The sequence below is a fragment of the Saccharomonospora cyanea NA-134 genome (assembly GCF_000244975.1).
GTDB lineage: Bacteria > Actinomycetota > Actinomycetes > Mycobacteriales > Pseudonocardiaceae > Saccharomonospora > Saccharomonospora cyanea.
Map to the genome: position 1 here is coordinate 390,319 of NZ_CM001440.1, position 18,413 is coordinate 408,731.

General features: G+C 69.9%; 19 protein-coding genes. 5 read left to right on the plus strand and 14 right to left on the minus strand.

The annotated features are described in order from the left end of the window. Positions 1 to 3 precede the first annotated feature (3 nt). From SACCYDRAFT_RS01990 to SACCYDRAFT_RS02005, 4 genes are read right to left on the minus strand one after another with little or no spacing between them, the layout of a single operon-like run. Complete coding sequence (locus SACCYDRAFT_RS01990) at positions 4 to 699, minus strand: ESX secretion-associated protein EspG (RefSeq protein ID WP_005453114.1); 696 nt, start codon at positions 697 to 699, stop codon at positions 4 to 6. Then, positions 684 to 2,006: a PPE domain-containing protein gene (locus tag SACCYDRAFT_RS01995; RefSeq protein WP_005453116.1), complete on the minus strand. Its 1,323-nt coding sequence runs from the start codon at positions 2,004 to 2,006 to the stop codon at positions 684 to 686. Before SACCYDRAFT_RS01995 ends, SACCYDRAFT_RS01990 begins: the two co-directional genes overlap by 16 nt. Positions 2,007 to 2,018: 12 nt before the next feature. Beyond that, on the minus strand, positions 2,019 to 2,639 hold the full coding sequence (locus SACCYDRAFT_RS02000; RefSeq protein ID WP_005453119.1) for a DUF3558 domain-containing protein: 621 nt from the start codon (positions 2,637 to 2,639) through the stop codon (positions 2,019 to 2,021). Then, complete coding sequence (locus SACCYDRAFT_RS02005) at positions 2,636 to 3,106, minus strand: hypothetical protein (RefSeq protein ID WP_232283763.1); 471 nt, start codon at positions 3,104 to 3,106, stop codon at positions 2,636 to 2,638. Before SACCYDRAFT_RS02005 ends, SACCYDRAFT_RS02000 begins: the two co-directional genes overlap by 4 nt. 330 nt (positions 3,107 to 3,436) lie before the next feature. Between SACCYDRAFT_RS02005 and SACCYDRAFT_RS02010 the strand changes: the two genes are divergently transcribed. Continuing rightward, positions 3,437 to 4,456 (plus strand): polyprenyl synthetase family protein, encoded by a 1,020-nt coding sequence (locus tag SACCYDRAFT_RS02010; protein WP_005453122.1) that lies wholly within the window; start codon positions 3,437 to 3,439, stop codon positions 4,454 to 4,456. Positions 4,457 to 4,469: 13 nt separating this feature from the next. Further along, positions 4,470 to 5,543: a sunset domain-containing protein gene (locus tag SACCYDRAFT_RS02015; RefSeq protein ID WP_005453124.1), complete on the plus strand. Its 1,074-nt coding sequence runs from the start codon at positions 4,470 to 4,472 to the stop codon at positions 5,541 to 5,543. Positions 5,544 to 5,611: 68 nt separating this feature from the next. Here SACCYDRAFT_RS02015 and SACCYDRAFT_RS02020 read toward each other — a convergent pair whose 3' ends face one another. From SACCYDRAFT_RS02020 to SACCYDRAFT_RS02030, 3 genes are all read right to left on the minus strand, one after another. After that, positions 5,612 to 6,676, minus strand: a complete 1,065-nt coding sequence (locus tag SACCYDRAFT_RS02020; RefSeq protein ID WP_005453125.1) for a 2-oxoacid:ferredoxin oxidoreductase subunit beta — start codon at positions 6,674 to 6,676, stop codon at positions 5,612 to 5,614. Further along, complete coding sequence (locus tag SACCYDRAFT_RS02025; RefSeq protein WP_005453127.1) at positions 6,673 to 8,625, minus strand: 2-oxoacid:acceptor oxidoreductase subunit alpha; 1,953 nt, start codon at positions 8,623 to 8,625, stop codon at positions 6,673 to 6,675. Before SACCYDRAFT_RS02025 ends, SACCYDRAFT_RS02020 begins: the two co-directional genes overlap by 4 nt. A 146-nt stretch (positions 8,626 to 8,771) precedes the next feature. Then, complete coding sequence (locus tag SACCYDRAFT_RS02030; protein WP_005453129.1) at positions 8,772 to 9,218, minus strand: Lrp/AsnC family transcriptional regulator; 447 nt, start codon at positions 9,216 to 9,218, stop codon at positions 8,772 to 8,774. A 74-nt stretch (positions 9,219 to 9,292) separates the two neighbouring features. On the opposite strand from SACCYDRAFT_RS02030, the gene ddaH reads away from it, so the two are divergent. Continuing rightward, positions 9,293 to 10,117 carry a dimethylargininase gene (gene ddaH / locus SACCYDRAFT_RS02035; RefSeq protein WP_408640297.1) on the plus strand — a complete coding sequence of 275 codons (825 nt, stop codon included), beginning with the start codon at positions 9,293 to 9,295 and terminating at the stop codon, positions 10,115 to 10,117. 164 nt (positions 10,118 to 10,281) lie between these two features. On the opposite strand, the gene SACCYDRAFT_RS02040 is transcribed toward ddaH, so the two are convergent. The 5 genes from SACCYDRAFT_RS02040 to SACCYDRAFT_RS27145 are packed head-to-tail and all read right to left on the minus strand — an operon-like array spanning position 10,282 to position 13,974. Next, positions 10,282 to 11,136, minus strand: coding sequence for a metal ABC transporter permease (locus SACCYDRAFT_RS02040; protein WP_005453133.1), 855 nt, complete (start codon positions 11,134 to 11,136; stop codon positions 10,282 to 10,284). Beyond that, positions 11,133 to 12,023: a metal ABC transporter permease gene (locus SACCYDRAFT_RS02045; RefSeq protein WP_005453135.1), complete on the minus strand. Its 891-nt coding sequence runs from the start codon at positions 12,021 to 12,023 to the stop codon at positions 11,133 to 11,135. The genes SACCYDRAFT_RS02040 and SACCYDRAFT_RS02045 overlap by 4 nt, the downstream gene beginning before the upstream one ends. Continuing rightward, positions 12,020 to 12,790, minus strand: a complete 771-nt coding sequence (locus tag SACCYDRAFT_RS02050; RefSeq protein ID WP_005453137.1) for a metal ABC transporter ATP-binding protein — start codon at positions 12,788 to 12,790, stop codon at positions 12,020 to 12,022. Before SACCYDRAFT_RS02050 ends, SACCYDRAFT_RS02045 begins: the two co-directional genes overlap by 4 nt. Then, positions 12,787 to 13,794, minus strand: coding sequence for a metal ABC transporter solute-binding protein, Zn/Mn family (locus tag SACCYDRAFT_RS02055; protein WP_005453139.1), 1,008 nt, complete (start codon positions 13,792 to 13,794; stop codon positions 12,787 to 12,789). Before SACCYDRAFT_RS02055 ends, SACCYDRAFT_RS02050 begins: the two co-directional genes overlap by 4 nt. Positions 13,795 to 13,842: 48 nt before the next feature. Further along, positions 13,843 to 13,974: a hypothetical protein gene (locus SACCYDRAFT_RS27145; protein ID WP_269744644.1), complete on the minus strand. Its 132-nt coding sequence runs from the start codon at positions 13,972 to 13,974 to the stop codon at positions 13,843 to 13,845. A 56-nt stretch (positions 13,975 to 14,030) separates the two neighbouring features. Here SACCYDRAFT_RS27145 and htpX point away from each other — a divergent pair, with 56 nt between their 5' ends. Continuing rightward, positions 14,031 to 14,894, plus strand: coding sequence for a zinc metalloprotease HtpX (gene htpX, locus SACCYDRAFT_RS02060; RefSeq protein ID WP_005453140.1), 864 nt, complete (start codon positions 14,031 to 14,033; stop codon positions 14,892 to 14,894). Between the two features lie 10 nt (positions 14,895 to 14,904). On the opposite strand, the gene rfbA is transcribed toward htpX, so the two are convergent. Further along, positions 14,905 to 15,786, minus strand: a complete 882-nt coding sequence (gene rfbA / locus SACCYDRAFT_RS02065) for a glucose-1-phosphate thymidylyltransferase RfbA (protein ID WP_005453142.1) — start codon at positions 15,784 to 15,786, stop codon at positions 14,905 to 14,907. A gap of 85 nt (positions 15,787 to 15,871) precedes the next feature. Then, positions 15,872 to 16,861 carry an ArsR/SmtB family transcription factor gene (locus SACCYDRAFT_RS02070; protein ID WP_005453144.1) on the minus strand — a complete coding sequence of 330 codons (990 nt, stop codon included), beginning with the start codon at positions 16,859 to 16,861 and terminating at the stop codon, positions 15,872 to 15,874. Between the two features lie 149 nt (positions 16,862 to 17,010). Between SACCYDRAFT_RS02070 and SACCYDRAFT_RS02075 the strand changes: the two genes are divergently transcribed. After that, positions 17,011 to 18,375 (plus strand): hypothetical protein, encoded by a 1,365-nt coding sequence (locus SACCYDRAFT_RS02075; RefSeq protein WP_005453146.1) that lies wholly within the window; start codon positions 17,011 to 17,013, stop codon positions 18,373 to 18,375. The last annotated feature ends 38 nt before the right edge of the window (positions 18,376 to 18,413 follow it).

Sequence of the window (18,413 nt, forward strand, 5' to 3'; positions counted from 1 at the left end):
GTTTCAGTCCAGGGTGGCGCGAAGAGCGGCCACCCTGGACACCAGGCCGCCAGGGCTGCCCGGGAACACGGTGATGTGGTCACCTTCGCGTTGCAGCCCGACCCGGCCGAGGTCGACGTCGAGATAGCACACGGCGCCTGCCGCCTCGATCCGGTCACCACCGTCGGGCCGCCGTGCCACACGCAGGTAGCCGAGCCCGTGCTCCGGGCGGGAGAGCAGGTCGTGCAAATCCTCCCCGGCGGGGTCGTCGGGCCCCTCCCGCAGCTGGCGCGTGTGCACCGGGAACGGTTCGAACACCGGAACGTCGGCGGGCGGCAGGGTGCCGACGAGTACGTCGGGCAGCGTTCGCGCTGTGGTGGTGTCGAGGTGCACTCGGTCGCCGGCCCTGACCGCGACGACCACCGACCGACCGCGTGCGGCGACGAGCGCATGGTGTTGCGTCTCGCCTGAGCGCACGTGCGCGAAGTACTCGGTGTGGGGCCTGTCGAGCACGCGCAGGACGTCTTCGAACCCGGGTTCGAGCCGGGTTCCCCTGGTGAGTCCCGCAGCGGCGAGTTCGTTGGCGGTCTCCGCTGCCACGCGAGCGGTAGCGGACGGCGGAACGTACCGGGCGCCGCCCGAGAAGATCGCGTGTGGGGTGTGGCAGCCGATGGCCGACAGCGCGGCGAGGAACGTGTGCAGGGTCAGTTCGACCGCCACGTTCCACCTCGATGTGTCTGGTGCGTTCGACCGATGACCGGTGGCGCGGTCTTGGGCAGAGGGTCGCTGAAGGTGTCCTCCGGATCGGGGTTACGCAGGTAGTCGGGGCGGCTGCGGTCCTTGTCCTCGGCGCCGCCGCGAGCTGCGGCACCCATCGGCAGCCCGGTGGTACCCCTGGCGGCCGTACCGTTGGCGGTGCCCGGCACGGGGGCCGTGCCGCCACGGGCATGGTCGCCGAGCCCGCCGACCATGCCCGCCCCGCTGCCACGGCCGGGCGGCGACGGGTGTCCGGGAGGTGGCGTGGTGGGGGTGCGTCCCGGCGTGTTCGCGTTCGGTGAGTTCGGAGGCGGCGTTGCCGGCCCGTGCGAGGGCGGCGCCGTTCCTCCCGTTCTGAGCGGGACGTTGCGCGGGCCGGAGCCGGTGCCGGTGGGTGCGGGCGTCCAGGCGTGCTGTGTCGCCGGGAGGTGAGTGCCCGGCCTGCCGGACGGCCCGAACTGGGCGTCGCCGGGAGACGGAGGTGGGGCAGTGACGGTCGGCTGTGACGTGTGGGCGGCCGCGTGGGTGCCGTCGGTGCGTTCCGGTGAGGGCGCAGGAGACGGGGAGGCCGTGCCCGCCGACGTGTTCGAGGGGTGGGAGTGCCGTTCTGGCGAGGTGGCCGATGCGGAGCCGGCCGTGGAGTCGGAGGACTCGACCAGTTCGATCGAGTCTGGACCACGCCCTACGGGAACGAGCTGGAGCTCGCCGGAGTCTCCGAGGGCCGGTCCGCTCGCTCCGGTCCGAGTGATCCCGATGCCGTCGGTGGTCAATGGGGAGTACCGGGCGGGCAGCGCGTCGCTGTTGGCGGTGCTGGCCTGGTGGTAGGAGCGGAACGCGGCGACGTTGTTCAGGGCGGCGCGTTCGTAGGCGTCGAGGCTCGTTCGGTACGAGTTGCCGCCGAGCAGGTCGCGTACGACGTCCTCCCTGGTGGGAACCGGTGGTTGCGGCGGCACAGGCACGACGCTGTCGCGGGCTCCGGCGAAGGCGGTGATCTGGTCCGTGAGCGTGCGGTCGACACTCCGGAGCAGAGCCCCGTCGGTCTCCGACGCCAGCGCGAGCGGCATCGCGAGCACAGCGGCGCGGCTTCCCGCACCGCCCTCCCAGCCACGGTCGGTCTCCTCGGCGGCAGCCCGCACGTCGGCGGTGAGGTCGTCCAGCACCTGACGGAGCCGTCCGGCGGCTTCCGCGGCGGCGGACAACCTGCCTGGGCCGTTGCCGCCGGTGACCTGCTCGTAGATCTCGGCAGCCGTGAGCGGTCTTTCGAGAGTCATGATCACCCGCTGTCAGTTGGTTGCCCTGATGTTGCCGATGACGGTGGTGGCGACTTCATGCGCGGCTTCGCAGGGATCGACCTTCCCGACGGAGCCGTCGCCGAGGTACATGTCGATGTTCATGTAGTCGGATGCGCTGGTGCCGACGATGACGAGGCATTCCCCTTCGTCGCGGTTGTCGGTCGTGCCGGTGGCGATGGCCGGATAACCGTCCACCGGTGACAACTCGGTGAAGTACGCGGTCTTGTCTCTGTTGCGGTAGATCGCGGTCAGGCCTTCGTCGGTGAGCCGGGGGTAGGTCACCGAGATGTGCGCATTGCTGCGCAGGCCCGAGTACCAGGAGCAGGACGGCCCCGAGCTCCGTTCTGTCTTGTCTTCCTGCTCGGTGTTCTCGCCCAGGTACTCGGTGACTTGGTCATCCGTCAGTGAGGTGCACGGCTGCGCGAGAAACGAGTCGACGTTCAGCGGGGGCTCGACCCGGGGAACGTCGGGCACGGTGCTGCTGGTGGCGGGCAGGGAAGGGCCGGGTGAGAGTGAGGGCGTTGCTGTCGCCCCATCACTAGGCGTGCCCGTGCACCCGGTGGCAAGCGCGGCAGAGGCGAACAGCGTGACGGTGATCCTGGCGTGCTTCATTCGAACTTGCCCTTTTCCTGTGTCACCGTGGCTTCGGCATCGTTCTCTGCGTCGGTGTATCCCCCGAGTGCTGCGAGGAATTTGTCCCGCATGTCCGCGCAGTACTTGACCCGTTCCTCCAAGGCTTCGCGCAGCGCGTCACCGGACTCCCGCACCTTCTCCGCGTGTCCCACGCTCGCGTAGTCGAGCCCAGGCCCTTCCGCCAGGACGATGTCACGGGCCAGCAGTAGCGTCTCCCTGTACCGGCGGGTGAAGTCTTCCCATTTGTTCGCCAGGCGTTCGAGGGTTTCGGCGTCGAAGGCGAAGCCGTCTCCCTCCCGGGTGGCCTGGCCGAGCACGGCGTTGCCCACGTCGGCCCGGAAGAGCAGGAGGTCCTGGGGACTCGGCATCGCGAACGGTGGAGGGGCGGCCTGCGGTACGTAGACGGCTTCCGAAGGGCTGGCGATTCCCCGGATTTCTTCGGCCACCTCGACCCCCGTGTAATTCGGCTTCGGTCTCCGTGTGAAGGAATCGAAACTAGCAGCGATGTGCTCGTTGTGCACGGACGGCTACGTAAACGAAATGATCGATTGAGTGGGCGGAATTGCTGTTTCACAATTCTCGATCAATTTCCTTTCGGTGCTTCCTCATGGTGGTCCGCATGCTGACGCGGCACGCAGCGGCGTGAAGTAGCACGATACATCATCCGTGTCGTCGGTATCACGAAGTGGCGAGCGACCTGTGGGGCATCGCCGCGTGACCTCCGCCCATTAGGCTGGTGAGGACCGTGAACACAGGGCCGAAAGGGCGGAGCCGACGTGTCAGTGCGTGGTGGCACCATCGACGAGTTGCGCGCTGCAGTCGGGCTGCAGATCGCGGACGAGGAACTACTGCGGACGCTCGTCGCGGGGCTGGAGGACGTGGAGGACGTCCTCCGCGGTGTCGTCAGCAGTGACGTCGCGGCCATAGACGAGGCCGCGCGTCACCTGGTGGACGCCGGGGGCAAACGTTTCCGTCCCATGTTCACACTGTTGGCCGCCCAGTTCGGCAAGGGCGGTAACCGGGAGGCTGTGATCACCGCGGCCGCCGCGGTGGAGCTGGTTCACCTCGCCACGCTGTACCACGACGACGTGATGGACGAGGCCACGATGCGCCGGGGCGCGCCGAGCGTCAACGCCCGCTGGGACAACAGCGTGGCCATCCTGACCGGCGACTACCTGTTCGCGCACGCTTCGCGGCTGGTGGCCGATCTGGGTACCGACGCGGCACGCATCATCGCCGAGACGTTCGGCGAACTCGTGACCGGGCAGATGCGGGAGACCGTCGGGCCGCAGGAGGGGGACGACCCCGTCGAACACTACCTGTCCGTCATCGGCCAGAAGACCGGCTCGTTGATCGCGACGGCGGGTCGCTTCGGTGGCATGTTCTCCGGCGCCGAACCCGAGCACATCGAGGCCCTGCGCCGGTTCGGGGAGATCGTGGGCACGGCGTTCCAGATCTCCGACGACATCATCGACATCGCGTCGCCGTCCGACACCTCGGGCAAGTCGCAGGGAACGGACCTCCGCGAGGGCGTGCGCACACTGCCGATGCACTACGCGCTGTCACACGACCCCGACCCCCGCCTGGTGACGTTGCTGTCCGCCCCCCTCACCGATGACGCCCACGTGGAGGAAGCGCTCGACCTCCTGCGCCGATCGGGTGGGCTCGAACGCACGCGGGCCACACTCGCCGACTACGCTCGGCGCGCACAGGAGGAGCTCGCCGCGTTGCCGGCATCGGCGGCGAGGGAGGCCTGCGAGTCGGTCGCCGACTACCTCGTCGCACGGACCCACTAGGAAGGCAGCCGTCATGTCCGTTTTCGGTCAGGTCTGGGTGTTCAGTGCGGTCGCTTTCGTGCTCGGCGCGTTTCTCGCCTGGCTCTTTCTCGTCCGCCCCATGCGGAAGCGCATCGACGAACTCCAACGTCGGCTCGCCTCCGCGGAGAACGCGTCGAGGCCGCAGGCCGGCGCGCAACGCACGCGCGTGGCTCCGGTCGTGCGCGTGGGCGACGAGGACGACGACCGGCCGGCGGCCACCCCGCCGACCCGACGTTTCGAGCCCGCGGCGGAGCCTCAGGACGAGTCCCGTGACGTGACGGAGCATCTCGCGCCCGCCCCGAGCTGGCCCGAGAGCAACAGTCTCCAGGGCCGCGAGCGCACGTCGAAGTCCGAGATCGACGAGTTGGACGAGGACTTCGCGCGACTCGACGCGCTCGACGACGAGTTGCAGGGCAGCACGGGCGGCGTGCTCGACGGCCCTTCGGTGCCCGACTCCGAGGCCCCCACGCGGGTCCACGGCAGCCACGGCGGGCAACTCGACTCCGGTTCCGTGGAGGGTGACGACACCGGTGGTGGGAGCCGCCGAGGGAACAGCCTGTTCGAGCCCCCATCACTCGCCGACGAGCCGGAGGAGACGCCACCCGCCTACGCGTTCGGGGACGGGGCGGCCGAGGAGGACGCCGAACCGCAGGCCGAACGCACCACCGCGCTGCCGAAGCGGCAGCCGGGGCGCACACAGATGGAGAGCTTCGAACCGGCGAAGCCCATCCAGCCGTCGATGCGCCCGGTCGAGCGCCGGGACCCGCAGCCGCGGCAGGAACGCACCGGGTCGCTGTTCGAGCCCACCGTCTCGCCGTCCAGTTCGGTGCCGCCCGCGCGCGACATCCCCGCCACCCCCGGCCTCCCGCCCGGCCCCTTCGGGCCCGGCTCGGCGATGCCCAAGCCGGGCGGCGGGCGCCCTTCGGAGGAGTTCACCGTCAAGGCCAGCGTCACCGCGCTGCGCTACTGCGCCGAAGGCTCACCGGAGTACCCGCGCATGGTGGCCGAGGTCTGGTTCCGCACACCGGCCGACGCCGAGCGCGTCGGGTTCCGCCCCCTGTCGTAGCTCGCGCGAGCACACACGAGGAAGGGGCACCCGCGCGTCGCGTGGGTGCCCCTTCCTCGTCGTTCGGATCAGTCGACGGTCCAGGTGTCCTTGCCGGTGAGCAGGGCCTGCAGGTCGGCGGGCTTGGCCTGTGCCGCCTGCTCCACCTGGGTGCGCGCTAGGTCGTCGTAGGTGGGTCGGGTGACCTGCCGGAAGATGCCCGTGGGCGTGTAGCCGAGGCTCTCGTCGCTCAGCCGCGACAGCGCGAACGCGTACGAGCTGTCGGCGATGGACGGGTCGTGCACCACGACGTCGTCCTCGCCGATCTCGGAGACCTTGCCGACCTCCAGCCCGCCCCAGCCGGAGCGGCCGACCCCGAACTCGCCCTCGGGTCCGAACCGGATCGGCTCGCCCGGAGTGAGGGGGATGAGGCGGCGGGACGCCTCGTCGGCGTCCTTGAGCACGTCGAACGCGCCATCGTTGAAGATCGGGCAGTTCTGGTAGATCTCCACGAACGCCGATCCGCGGTGCTGCGCGGCGGCCGTGAGTACCTCGGTGAGGCCCTTGCGGTCGGAGTCGAGCGCGCGCCCCACGAACGACGCCTCGGCACCCACCGCGAGCGACACCGGGTTGAACGGCGTGTCCAGCGAGCCCATCGGCGTGGACTTGGTGACCTTGCCGGACTCGCTGGTGGGCGAGTACTGGCCCTTCGTCAGCCCGTAGATGCGGTTGTTGAACAGCAGGATCTTCAGGTTGACGTTGCGGCGCAGCGCGTGGATGAGGTGGTTGCCGCCGATGGACAGCGCGTCACCGTCACCGGTCACCACCCACACCGAAAGGTCGGGCCGCGTGGTGGCCAACCCGGTCGCGATGGCGGGGGCGCGGCCGTGGATGGAGTGCATCCCGTACGTGTTCATGTAGTACGGGAACCGGCTCGAACACCCGATGCCGGAGACGAAGACGATGTTCTCGCGCTTCAGTCCGAGCGTGGGCAGGAACGACTGGATGGTGTTGAGCACGACGTAGTCGCCGCAGCCCGGGCACCACCGGACCTCCTGGTCGGACTTGTAGTCCTTGGCCTTCTGCTTCTCGTCGGTCGTGGGGACGAGGTCGAGCCCGCCGAGGGCCGGCAGACCCAGGTCGACTTGGGTCACTTGACCACGGCCTCCTTGTTCGCTGTGCGGTCGGCGATGTCGGTGAACACGTGCTCCAGCTCCTCCGCCTTGAACGGAAGACCGGCGATCTTCGTGTGCGAGTGGACGTCCACGAGGTACTTCGCACGCAGCAGGGCCGCGAGCTGCCCCATGTTCATCTCGGGCACGACCACGGTGTCGTACGAGCGCAGCAGCTCACCCAGGTTCGCGGGGAACGGGTTGAGGTGCCGCAGGTGGGCCTGCGCGATCGGGATGCCCTTGCGGCGGACCCTGCGGCAGGCGGCGCCGATGGGGCCGTAGGTGGAGCCCCAGCCGAGCGCCAGCACGCGAGCCTCGCCGTTGCTCGGGTCGTCGACCTCGACGTCGGGCACGTCGATGCCGTCGATCTTGGCCTGGCGCAGCCGCACCATCCTGTCGTGGTTGTCGGGGTCGTACGAGATGTTGCCCTTGCCGTCGGCCTTCTCCAGACCTCCGACACGGTGCTGCAGGCCGGGCGTTCCCGGAACGGCCCACTCGCGGGCGAGCGTCTCGGGGTCACGCACGTACGGCCAGAACTCGCCGGAGCCGTCGAGTGCGTTGGGTTCGGACGCGAACGTCACCCGCAGGTCGGGCAGCGTCTCGACGTCGGGGATGAGCCACGGCTCCGAGCCGTTGGCGATGGCGCCGTCGGACAGCAACAGCACCGGGGTGCGGTAGGTCAGCGCGATGCGCGTCGCCTCCAGCGCGGCGTCGAAGCAGTCGGCGGGCGAGCGCGGCGCCACGATGGGCACGGGCGACTCGCTGTTGCGGCCGTACATGGCCTGGAGCAGGTCGGCCTGCTCGGTCTTGGTGGGCAGTCCCGTGGACGGCCCACCGCGCTGCACGTCGATCACCACGAGCGGCAGTTCGATCATCACGCCGAGGCCGATGGTCTCGGACTTCAGCGCGATGCCGGGGCCGGACGTCGAGGTCACGCCGAGCGCGCCGCCGTAGGAGGCGCCGAGCGCGGCCCCGATGCCCGCGATCTCGTCCTCGGCCTGGAACGTGATGACGCCGAAGTTCTTGTGCTTGCTCAGCTCGTGCAGGATGTCGGACGCCGGGGTGATCGGGTAGGTGCCCAGCAGCACCTGCAGACCGGAACGCTGCCCGGCCGCCACGATGCCGTAGGCGAGCGCGGTGTTGCCGGTGATCTGGCGGTAGGTGCCCTTGGGCAGTTTCGCGGGCGCCACCTCGAAGGTGGTCTTGAACGCCTCGGTGGTCTCGCCGTAGTTCCAGCCCGCGCGGAACGCCAGGATGTTGGCCTCCGCGATCTGCGGCTTCGCGGCGAACTTCTCCCGGAGGAATGCCTCGGTGCCCTCGGTGGGCCGGTGGTACATCCACGAGAGCAGGCCGAGCGCGAACATGTTCTTGCAGCGTTCGGCGTCCTTCTTGCCGAGCCCGGTGTCGGCGAGCGCGCCCTGGGTGAGCGTGGACATCGCCACCTCGTACACCTGGAACGCCGACAACGAGTCGTCGGCCAGCGGGTCGGCGTCGTAGCCGACCTTGCTCAGGTTGCGCTTGGTGAACTCGTCGGTGTTGACGATCACCATGCCGCCGTGCGGCACGTCGCCGATGTTCGCCTTCAGCGCGGCCGGGTTCATGGCCACCAGCACGTCGGGGCGGTCGCCCGGCGTGAGGATGTCGTAGTCGGCGAAGTGGACCTGGAAGCTGGAGACCCCGGGGATGGTGCCCTGTGGCGCCCTGATCTCGGCGGGGTAGTTGGGCAGGGTGGCGAGGTCGTTGCCGAACGCGGCCGCCTCGGACGTGAAGCGATCGCCTGTCAACTGCATCCCGTCGCCCGAGTCGCCCGCGAACCGGATGACCACCCGGTCGAGTCGGCTGACCTCGGTCTGCCGGGTCGAGGTCAGTGCGTCCTCCCCGTTCGAAGCACCGACACCGTCACCGCCGCTTGCGCCTGCGCTTGTGCTCATGGGCCAGCAAATCCCTCTCTCCAGACTCCGGCGCGCGACGCGCTCATACTTCGAGATTACTTGGCGTTCGGCGACCCCGTCCGCCGCTGTGATCCGGCTTACCTGTAACCGGCGGTAACAGGATACCCTGGTTTCAGGATCTGAGATCAGCGGCCCGGGTCCGGTGGCCTCTCCAGCAACGTCGACAGCACCACCGTCGACACCGTCCTGTCGATGATCTCCAACCCGCGCAGCCGCTCCAGCGCGTCCTCCAGGTGGTGTATGTCGGCGGCACGCAGGTGCACGATCGCGTCCGCCGCTCCCGACACCGTGTACGCGGCGACGACCTCCGGCAGGGGCTCCAGGTGCGACCGGATCCGTGCGGGCGAGATGTTGCCCTGGCAGTGGACCTCGACGAACGCCTCCGTGCCCCACCCCAGTGCCTCCGGGTCGACCACGGCGGTGAAGCCGCGGAGGACTCCCGTCTCCAGCAGGCGGTCGACCCGGCGCTTCACCGCGGGCGCGGAGAGACCCACGACCTTGCCGATCTCCGCGTAGCTCGACCGGGCGTTCGCGACCAGGCACGAAACGATGCGTTGATCCAACGTGTTCACACGCAACAAATAGCATACAGATGCGCAATCAATGACAATTGATCGCCGTATTACGCTGCGCATACATTCGATATATGCGCGTACCCATGCCACGCCACTACGTGATGTGCCCGCCGCGGTACTTCTCCGTGGACTACGCCATCAACCCCTGGATGGACCCCGACGTGCCCGTGGACCCGGAGCGCGCCCTGCGGCAGTGGACGGAACTGCGGGACACCTACCGCAGGCTCGGCCACCTCGTCGACGAGGTGGAGCCGCAGCCCGGACTGCCCGACATGGTGTTCGCCGCCAACTCGGGCACCGTCGTGGACGGTCGCGTGCTCGGCGCGAAGTTCGCGACGAGGCAGCGCGCGGCCGAGGCCGAACACTTCCGCCGCTGGTTCGTGGAGAACGGCTTCCGCGAGGTCACGATGCCGCAGGAGACCAACGAGGCCGAGGGCGACTTCACGTGGACCGGGCACCTGCTGCTCGCGGGCACCGGGTTCCGCACGGACCCGAAGGCCCACGCCGAGGCACAGGAGGTCCTGGGGGTGCCGGTGGTGTCGCTGCGGCTGGTGGATCCGCGCTACTACCACCTCGACACCGCGCTGTTCGTGCTGTCGGAGGCCGGCGACGACCGCCCCGCGCACATCGCCTACTACCCGGGTGCGTTCTCACCCGGTTCGCGGAAGGCACTGAGCAGGCTGTTCCCCGACGCGGTCGTGGCCGACGCCGACGACGCCGCCTGCTTCGGGCTGAACGCGATCTCGGACGGGCGCAACGTGGTGCTGCCCGTGGAGGCGACGGCACTGGCCGAGAAGGTGGCCGCACACGGCTACGAGCCGGTGTTCGTGGACGTCTCCGAGCTTCGCAAGGCCGGCGGCGGCCCGAAGTGCTGCACGATGGAGATCCGCAAGTAACCCCACCGGCGTGTCCGCAGGTTGTGAACGCGTGTCCGCAGCCTGTGGTCGGGTGTTCGCACCTCCCGTACGCGGGCTCCTGTACTCGGCACACACGTGTACGCCAGCTGTGGACACGCGTGCAGGAAGTGCGGACACGCGTGCAGGAGCTGCGGACACGATGTTCAGGCTGCTCTGCGGCGGCGGGTGAGCCTGTTCGCGACCAGCGCCACGGCGAACAGCGCACCGGCGGCGAGACCGATGGTGCCCGCGACCGACGAGTCGAGCGCCAGCGCCGCGCGGTGACCCGCCAGCGAACTCACCCAGCCCGCGGCCACCGCGACGAGGAGCATGGGTCCGAGGCGTTGGGTCAGCAGCCGCGCGGTCGCGGCGGGCACGACGAAGAACGTGATCACCAGGATCGCGCCGACGCTGTCGAACGCGACGACGGCCGTACCGGCCACCACGACGAGCAGCATGCGACCGACCAGCGCGCCCCGCATGCCGGAGAGCTCGGCGAAGTCGGGATCGAACGTCGCCGCCGACAGCGGCCGCCACAGCAGCGTCACGAACAGTACCGTGCACGCCGCCGCGATCCCGGTGACGAGCAGCGACGTCGGCACCAGCGTACCGAGGACGGAAACGGTGCGCAGCGGCGCGAACGTGATGTCGCCGTAGATGGCGGAGTCGAGGTCGATGTGCGCGCCCGAGGCGTAACCGCTGATGCCCAGCACCCCGAGCGAGAACAACGCCGGGAACGCCAGCGCGAGCGCCGCGTCGGATGCCACGACCCCGGTGCGCCGCAACCATTCCGAGCCCGCCACGCAGGCCACGCCGAAGGCGGTGGCTCCGAGTACGGTGGCCGCCGAGGCGCGTTCGCCGGTGAGCAGGAACACGAGCACGATGCCCGGCAGCACGGCGTGGCTCACCGCGTCGGGCAGCAGTGCCTGGCGGCGTAGCAGCAGGAAGCTGCCCAGCAGCGCGCACGACGTCGACAGCAGCCCGGCGATCACCACGATCAGCACGTCGTCAGGGGTCATGCGGCACGCTCCGGGTGACGGGCCCTGCGGACGCGGGCGAGCACCCCGCGCCGGGGTGCGAAGACGACGGACAGCAGTGCGACGCCGGTGGCGAGCAGCACGATCACCGGGCCCGCAGGCAGCTCGGCGCGGCCGGACAGCACACCGCCGAGCACCCCGCACGCGGCCCCGACGGCGCCGGACAGCGGTACGAGCGCCGAGAGCCGCTTCGTCACCTGCCGTGCGGCCACGACGGGCGCCACCAGCAGCGCCACCATGAGGATCGCGCCGACCGTGCGGACGCCGAGGACCACGGCCAGTGCCAGCAACCCGGTGCTCGCCGCGTCCACCGCCCACGTCGGCACGCCCGCGACCGAGGTGAACCCAGGGTCGAACGCGGCGCTGCGCAGCAGCCGGAAGCCCGCGACGACCACGGCCAGCCCGACGGCACCCAGCACGAGCGCCACGACGATGTCGCGTTCGGACATTCCCGCCGTCTGGCCCAGCAGGTAGTTCGTCAGCCCGGACTGGCTGCTGTCGCCGGACGCGGAGACGTGGGTGATGAGCACGATGCCCAGCGAGAGCGACACCGACAGCACCACGCCGATGGCGGCGTCCGGCCTGAGTCTGCCCGCGCGTTCGAGAGCGATCATGGCGAACGCCGCCAGTGCCGCCGACACCGTGGCACCGAGCAGCAGCAGCTCCGGAACCTTCGCGCCGGTGGCGACGAACGCCACGGCGACGCCGGCGAGCGTGCCGTGACTCATCGCGTCGCCGAACATGCTGCGCCGCCGCAGCACGGCGAACGGACCCAGTGCGCCCGCCACGAAACCCACGACGGCGGTGCCGACCACGACGACCGCGTCCGGGTACGGCAGCGGCAGCACCGACAGCAGTCCCTCGATCATGAGTCGAGCACCAGGGGAGCCATGCCGTAGGCGCGTTCGAGGTGTTCGGCGGTGAGCACGTCCGCCACCGCGCCGTCCGCCACCACACCGCCCGCCAGCAGCACCGCGTGGTCGAACCGGCGCAGCACCGTGCGCAGGTCGTGGTGCACGGCGATCACCGACACGCCCCGCCCGCACAGGCCGGTGAGCACGTCGAGCAACGCCGACTCGGTGCGGGCGTCCACGGCGGTGAACGGCTCGTCGAGGACCACCAGCTTCGCCTGCTGGGCGAGCGCACGTGCGAGGAACACCCGTTGGCGTTGCCCGCCGGAGAGCTCGTCGAGCGGGCGGTCGGCGAGGTCGACGACGCCCACCTGCTCCATCGCTTCGGCCACCAGCTCGTCGTCGGCGTGGGTGAGGCGTCGCCACCAGCCTCGGTGCGGGTAACGGCCCATCTCGACCACCTGCACGGCGGTGATGGGGAAGTCGCTCGCCACCGAGTCCTGCTGCGGCACGTACGCGACGTGGCGGCGCACCCGGGCCAGTGGCTGCCCCAGCAGCCGCACCCGGCCACGCACCGACGGCACGAGCCCGAGCGCGGCCTTCACCAGCGTGGACTTCCCCGCGCCGTTGGGGCCCACGATCGCGCTCAACGTGCCGGGCGGGATGTCGACGCTCACGTCGGTGAACACGGTGCGGCCCCCGTAGGCCGCCGTGACGCCCGCCATGCTCAGCGCAGGCGCGGTGCCGCGCCGGGCTCCGGTCGCGCGCCGGGATGTGGTGGTCATCGCAGTCCCTCCGCTATGCGTTCGGCATTGGCGCGCACCATGCCGAGGTAGGTGCCTTCGGGCGTGCCGTCCTCGCCGGTGGAGTCGGAGTACAGCGGAGCGCCGAGCCGAGCGTCGCCCCCTCGGTGCCGCACGGCGGCGAGCACGGCGTTCACCGTCTGTCCGGACACGCTGGTCTCCACGAAGACCGCTCCGACGTCACGGTCGGCGACAACGCCGGCCACCCGGCCGATGTCGGCGGTACTCGCCTCCTGCTGGGTCGAGACTCCCTGCACCGCCACCACGTCCAGGTCGAACGCCCTGCCGAAGTACCGGAAGGCGTCGTGCGAGGTGACGAGCACTCTCGACATCTCGGGAACGTCGCTCAGCATCGCCCGCACCTCCTCGTCCAGCGCGAGCACCTGCTCCCGGTAGGTCGCCGCCCGGCGGTGGTAGTCGGCGGCGTGCGCCGGGTCGAGTTCGGAGAGTTCCGCGGCGACGGCGTCCACCACGTACACCCACAGTCGTGGCTCGAACCACACGTGTGGGTCGTGCTCCTCCTCGGGTGCCGCGCCCGGCGGCGGTGACAGCAGCAGGTGCTCGGGCACGGCCTCGGCCGCGAACAGCACGGGTTTGGTCTCGGCCACCGCCTGAAGCGTCCGCATCAGCGATCCCTCCAGGTACAGGCCGACGGCGACGACGGCGTCGGCGCGGCGCATCTCGCGCAGGTCGCTCGCCTTCGCCTGGTACAGGTGCGGGTCGACGCCGGGGCCCATGAGCCGCACCGTCGTCACGTCCTCGCCGCCGATCCTGCGCACGGTGTCGTCCAGGAACGTCGTGGTGGTGACCACCCGCAGCGGTGTCCCCGCCGCCCTGCCTTCCGAGGCCGACGAGCCGGGCCCCAGGCTGTACCCCACGGCGAGCGACACGGTGAGCGTGGCGGCCACGACCACCGCCACCACCGTGCGTACGTCTCTGCGCCGGGCTCGCCGTCGCCGGGACGACAACGCCTCGTCGAGACCCACGGACCACCTCTTTTCGGTACACCGAACTTCAGAATAAGGGATAGCGAACTACCTTGTCGTGGTGGTGAGGCCGTCGTCGTGGCACGGCTCCTCGACGGCGGACACCCCCGAGTAGCCGCTCACGACGGGAGTGATGCCGGGGACACCCGGAACACCACCCCGAGCGGAGTCGTTCGACACGTGGGGGGACGGTTCGAAACCGTGTCTCACCGTGTCGCGAATGGGAGGCGGAGCACGTGCACAGCCATCGCAACGGGCTGAAGACGGCGTTGCTGCTCGGCCTGCTCAGCGCCCTGATCATCGCGATCAGCGGGCTGTTCGGCAGGGGAGCACTCGTCATCGGCCTGCTCGTCGCGCTCGCCGTCAACGGCTACGCGTACTTCAACTCCGACAAGCTCGCCCTGCGCGCCATGCGAGCCAGGCCGGTGTCCGAAGCCGAGCAGCCCGCCATGTACCGCATCGTGCGGGAGCTGGCCACCTCGGCGCGCCAGCCCATGCCCCGGCTCTACGTGAGCCCCACCCAGGCGCCCAACGCGTTCGCCACCGGCCGCAACCCCCGCAACGCCGCCGTGTGCTGCACCACCGGCATCCTGCGGTTGCTCGACGAACGCGAGCTGCGCGCCGTGCTCGGACACGAACTGTCCCACGTGTACAACCGCGACATCCTGATCTCCAGCGTCGCCGGAGCACTCGCCAGCGTCGTGAGCTTCCTCGCCAACATGGCGATGTTCGCGGGCCTGTTCGGCGGCAACCGCGAGGGCGGAACCAACCCTCTCGCCACGTTGCTGCTCGTCTTCCTCGGGCCCATCGCGGCCGGCATCATCCGCATGAGCGTCAGTCGCTCGCGCGAGTACCAGGCCGACGCGTCCGGTGCCGGGCTCACCGGCGATCCGCTGGCGCTGGCCTCGGCTCTGCGCAAACTGCAACAGGGGACGCGGGCCCTGCCGCTCGCACCCGAGCCCAGGGTCGTGTCGCAGTCGCACCTCATGATCGCCAACCCGTTCCGTCCGGGAGAGCGGATGTCCCAACTCTTCTCCACCCACCCGCCCATCGAGGAGCGGGTGCGCAGGCTGGAGGAAATGGCGCGACGGCCGTTCTGAGTCCGGCCGGTCAGGCCGTGGCGCCCGCGTCGCGGGCCACGTTCATCACGTACTCGCCGTAGCCGCTCTTCGCCAGCTTGCGGCCCAGCCGGTAGCACTCGTCGGGCGTGATGAACCCCATGCGCAGGGCCACCTCTTCGAGGCACGCGATCCGAACGCCCGTGCGGTGCTCCAGCACCTGCACGAACTGGCCCGCTTCGAGCAGGGAGTCGTGCGTGCCCGTGTCGAGCCACGCGAAGCCCCGGCCCAGCGTGTGCATCCGCGCCCTGCCCTCACGAAGGTAGGCGAGGTTCACGTCGGTGATCTCCAGCTCCCCACGCGCCGACGGAGTGAGACCCTTCGCGATGTCCACCACCTGGTTGTCGTACAGGTAGAGGCCCGTGATCGCGAGGTTCGACCTCGGCTCGGCGGGCTTCTCCTCGATCGACAGCAGGTTGCCCTCGGCGTCGACCTCGCCGACGCCGTAGCGCTGCGGGTCCTTGACGGCGTAACCGAACAGGGCACACCCGTCGAGGTTCGCCGCCTCCTGGCGGAGCAGTCCGGAGAACCCCCGACCGTAGAAGATGTTGTCCCCGAGGATCAGCGCGACGTGGTCGTCACCCACGAAGTCGGCGCCGATGACGAACGCCTCGGCGAGCCCGTTGGGGCTCGGCTGCTCCGCGTACCGCAGGTCGAGGCCCCACTGGCTGCCGTCACCGAGCAGTCGCTGGAAGTTGGGCAGGTCACTCGGGGTGCTGATCAGCAGGATCTCCCGGATACCCGCCAGCATCAGCACCGACAGCGGGTAGTAGATCATCGGCTTGTCGTAGACGGGCAGGAGCTGTTTGGAGGTCGCCTGGGTGATCGGGTGCAGCCGGGTGCCGCTGCCACCGGCCAGCACGATGCCCTTCATGCGCCCTCCCCGTTTCTCGCCCATCGACGTGCCGGTGGGCAGCGTATCGCGGCCGCCTGAAGACCACGTGCGCCTTCGCCCGGAGTCACAGTTCGCCTGTGAGCACCGCCTCGCCGAGTGCGGTGAGCCGGTGGACCACCCGTTGACCTTCCCGGGAGGTGGAGACCAGCCCCGCGTTCCGGAGGATCCCCGTGTGCTCGCTCGCCGACGACGGTGAGAGCGCGAGCCTGCTCGCGAGCTCGCGTGTGCTCGACGGCGACACCAGCGCGGAGAGCACACGACTGCGGGTGCCGCCCAGCAACGCCGCCAACGTGTCGCGGCGGTCGGCCCGGGTGAGGAATTCGCTCGGATGTCTCACCGGGTAGACCACCACCGGTGGGAGTGTGGGGTCGGCCAGCACCACGGGGGTGCCCCAGCAGAAGAACGAGGGCACGAGCCGAAGCCCCCGGCCGTCGAGGTGGACGTCCAGGTCGCCGTACCGGGACGGGTAGTCGGCCCACAACACGGGTGGCTCCCAGCGCAGCACCGGCCGCAGGGAGGCGAGCGCTCCCTCCGCACCGCCGTCCGCGAACGCCCGCAGCCGTACCGCGACGTCCGCCGTGACGTGGTCGCTGACCATGGCCCAGCCCGGCCGCACCACAGTGTCGTGCACAGCCCGCAACGCGGCACCGACCTGCTCCAGGGTCGCGCGGTCGCCGTGTGCCAGGCGCCGCAGCCGCGAAGGCAGTGCCCGAGTCCGGGCCGCGTAGGCCAGCTCGGCGGACAGCTGGGCGCGGGGGGTGGCGGCGACGGCGGCGAGTCCCTCGTCCAGGCCCGCCTCCGCGGCGGCCGGGGTGAGGAAGTCCGGGAAGTACCCCTTGAGCGGCACGAGGTCGTTCAACAGAGCCACGGCTCCGTTCGCGCCCTGGCGCCTTAGCTGTTCGTGCGCCTTCCTGCGCCAAGTGGCGTGGGCGAGCGAGCCCAGATGGCTCGGGTGCAACTGCTGGAGACCGAGCACGACCTCCCACAGCGGGTCCGGCTCCCTCGCGATGCGTACGCGCGCGATGTCACGGTCTGTGAAGTGAATCCGCAGCATCCGGCCCCCAGCGTCTCGACGGAACGTTTCGGTCCACGACGAATGGTGTTTACGGCCTCCTGCGACCGTTTTTCACTCATACCGTGGACGAAGGCTTGTGGGACAGGGTTCCGGTGGGTCGAGCGACTCCACCTGACGGAGTGGGCCCGGTGACCGACGCGCTCATCGAGCGTGCCCGCTCCCACGGCCTTGGCGAACCACGGTGGTGGGTGACCTCCATCGGAGGGGGATTGTTCGCCAAGGCCAAGCGGGTGTTCGTCGCCTTCGACGGCGGTTTCGCGTACGCCAGGGGTGACACCGTCGAGGTGTTCGCCTGGCCGGACATCGACGTGTTCAGGCTCGTGGAGGTCCCGGACAGCAAACAGGTCTACGGCTTCCGGGGTTGGACCGAGATCAGGGCGGGCGACCGCGAGATCGTGTTCAAACCGTCGGCCGCGGCACTGCCCGAGCTGACGGCGGAGCAGCTCACACCGCTGATGACCACCCTTCACGAGCAGTACACGGCATGGCTGGACGAGGTCGTGGACGAGGCGCTCGAGACCGAGGGGTGGTACTCGTTCGGTGATGCCCGCATCGACGCCGACGGCGTGCACTACCAGGGGACGACGTTGCCGTGGAAGCTGGTGGGCGCGGCCCGACTGGCCCTCGGGCACCTCCGGATTCACGACACCGGTGGGCGCAGCAAGCCTGCCCTGCACGTGTCGGCGTCGACGGTGCGCAGCGTGCACGTCCTCGCCGAGTACGTCACCGAGCTGGCCCGGAGATACCGCGACACCGGCGATGTGGGTCTCCCGTCCGGCGCTCCGGCAGCCGACGCCGTACCGCCGAGTCACGTGATCCAGCAGGACCCGTCGTTCACCCGCCCCGAGGGAGTCGACGAGTTGCTGACCACGATCGAGGCCGCCGCCGCGAAACACGGACTCACCCAGCCGTTGCGCTGGTGGATACCGCAACGCAGGGGCGTGCAGAAGATCGCGCCGCAGACGGGTCTCGTCCTCTACTCCGACGGCGTGGTGCTGGCCAGCTCTCGAAAGAAGGCCGAAGCCGTCGCGTGGCCGGACGTGCGGTGGGTCATGTGGAGCTACCGTCAACAGCGCTCGCACTGGCTCGTGACCTTCGACTTCCGTGCGGGAAAGTGCTCCTTCACACTCGACAACAGGGGTACCGGTTTCCCACCGGTCGAGGACTTCCAGGCCGTCGGGTCGGCCATCGAGCACCAGTACGCCGAGTACCTCCTCCGCCTCGACGAGCGAGCGCGAGCGGACGGAGGGACGTCGACGTTCGGCAAGTGGCAGCTCACCCCGCACGCGCTCGTGGCGAAGAAGAAGAGCGTGCCCTGGCCGGACGTCGAACGCGTCGAGTTCACCATGTTCGCCGTCAATGTCCACACGGTCCACACGCGCGGGAAGACTCTCAAGCCGTTCGTGGGCGACGTCGCGTCAGCACTCGCGCTCACCCGGGCACTGCGTGAGCGGGGTATCCCCGTCACCACCACCGACGTGCTGTTGCGGTGATCTCCGCACCCGCGTGCCGGGGCCCGGCCGAACCACGG

Coding starts and splice junctions, on each gene's coding strand:
- SACCYDRAFT_RS01995 (WP_005453116.1), bottom strand. CDS start 2,006: ATGACTCTCGAAAGACCGCTCACGGCTGCCGAGATCTACGAGCAGGTC.
- SACCYDRAFT_RS02000 (WP_005453119.1), bottom strand. CDS start 2,639: ATGAAGCACGCCAGGATCACCGTCACGCTGTTCGCCTCTGCCGCGCTT.
- SACCYDRAFT_RS02015 (WP_005453124.1), top strand. CDS start 4,470: ATGTCCGTTTTCGGTCAGGTCTGGGTGTTCAGTGCGGTCGCTTTCGTG.
- SACCYDRAFT_RS02025 (WP_005453127.1), bottom strand. CDS start 8,625: ATGAGCACAAGCGCAGGCGCAAGCGGCGGTGACGGTGTCGGTGCTTCG.
- ddaH (WP_408640297.1), top strand. CDS start 9,293: ATGCGCGTACCCATGCCACGCCACTACGTGATGTGCCCGCCGCGGTAC.
- SACCYDRAFT_RS02040 (WP_005453133.1), bottom strand. CDS start 11,136: ATGACCCCTGACGACGTGCTGATCGTGGTGATCGCCGGGCTGCTGTCG.
- SACCYDRAFT_RS02045 (WP_005453135.1), bottom strand. CDS start 12,023: ATGATCGAGGGACTGCTGTCGGTGCTGCCGCTGCCGTACCCGGACGCG.
- SACCYDRAFT_RS02050 (WP_005453137.1), bottom strand. CDS start 12,790: ATGACCACCACATCCCGGCGCGCGACCGGAGCCCGGCGCGGCACCGCG.
- rfbA (WP_005453142.1), bottom strand. CDS start 15,786: ATGAAGGGCATCGTGCTGGCCGGTGGCAGCGGCACCCGGCTGCACCCG.
- SACCYDRAFT_RS02070 (WP_005453144.1), bottom strand. CDS start 16,861: ATGCTGCGGATTCACTTCACAGACCGTGACATCGCGCGCGTACGCATC.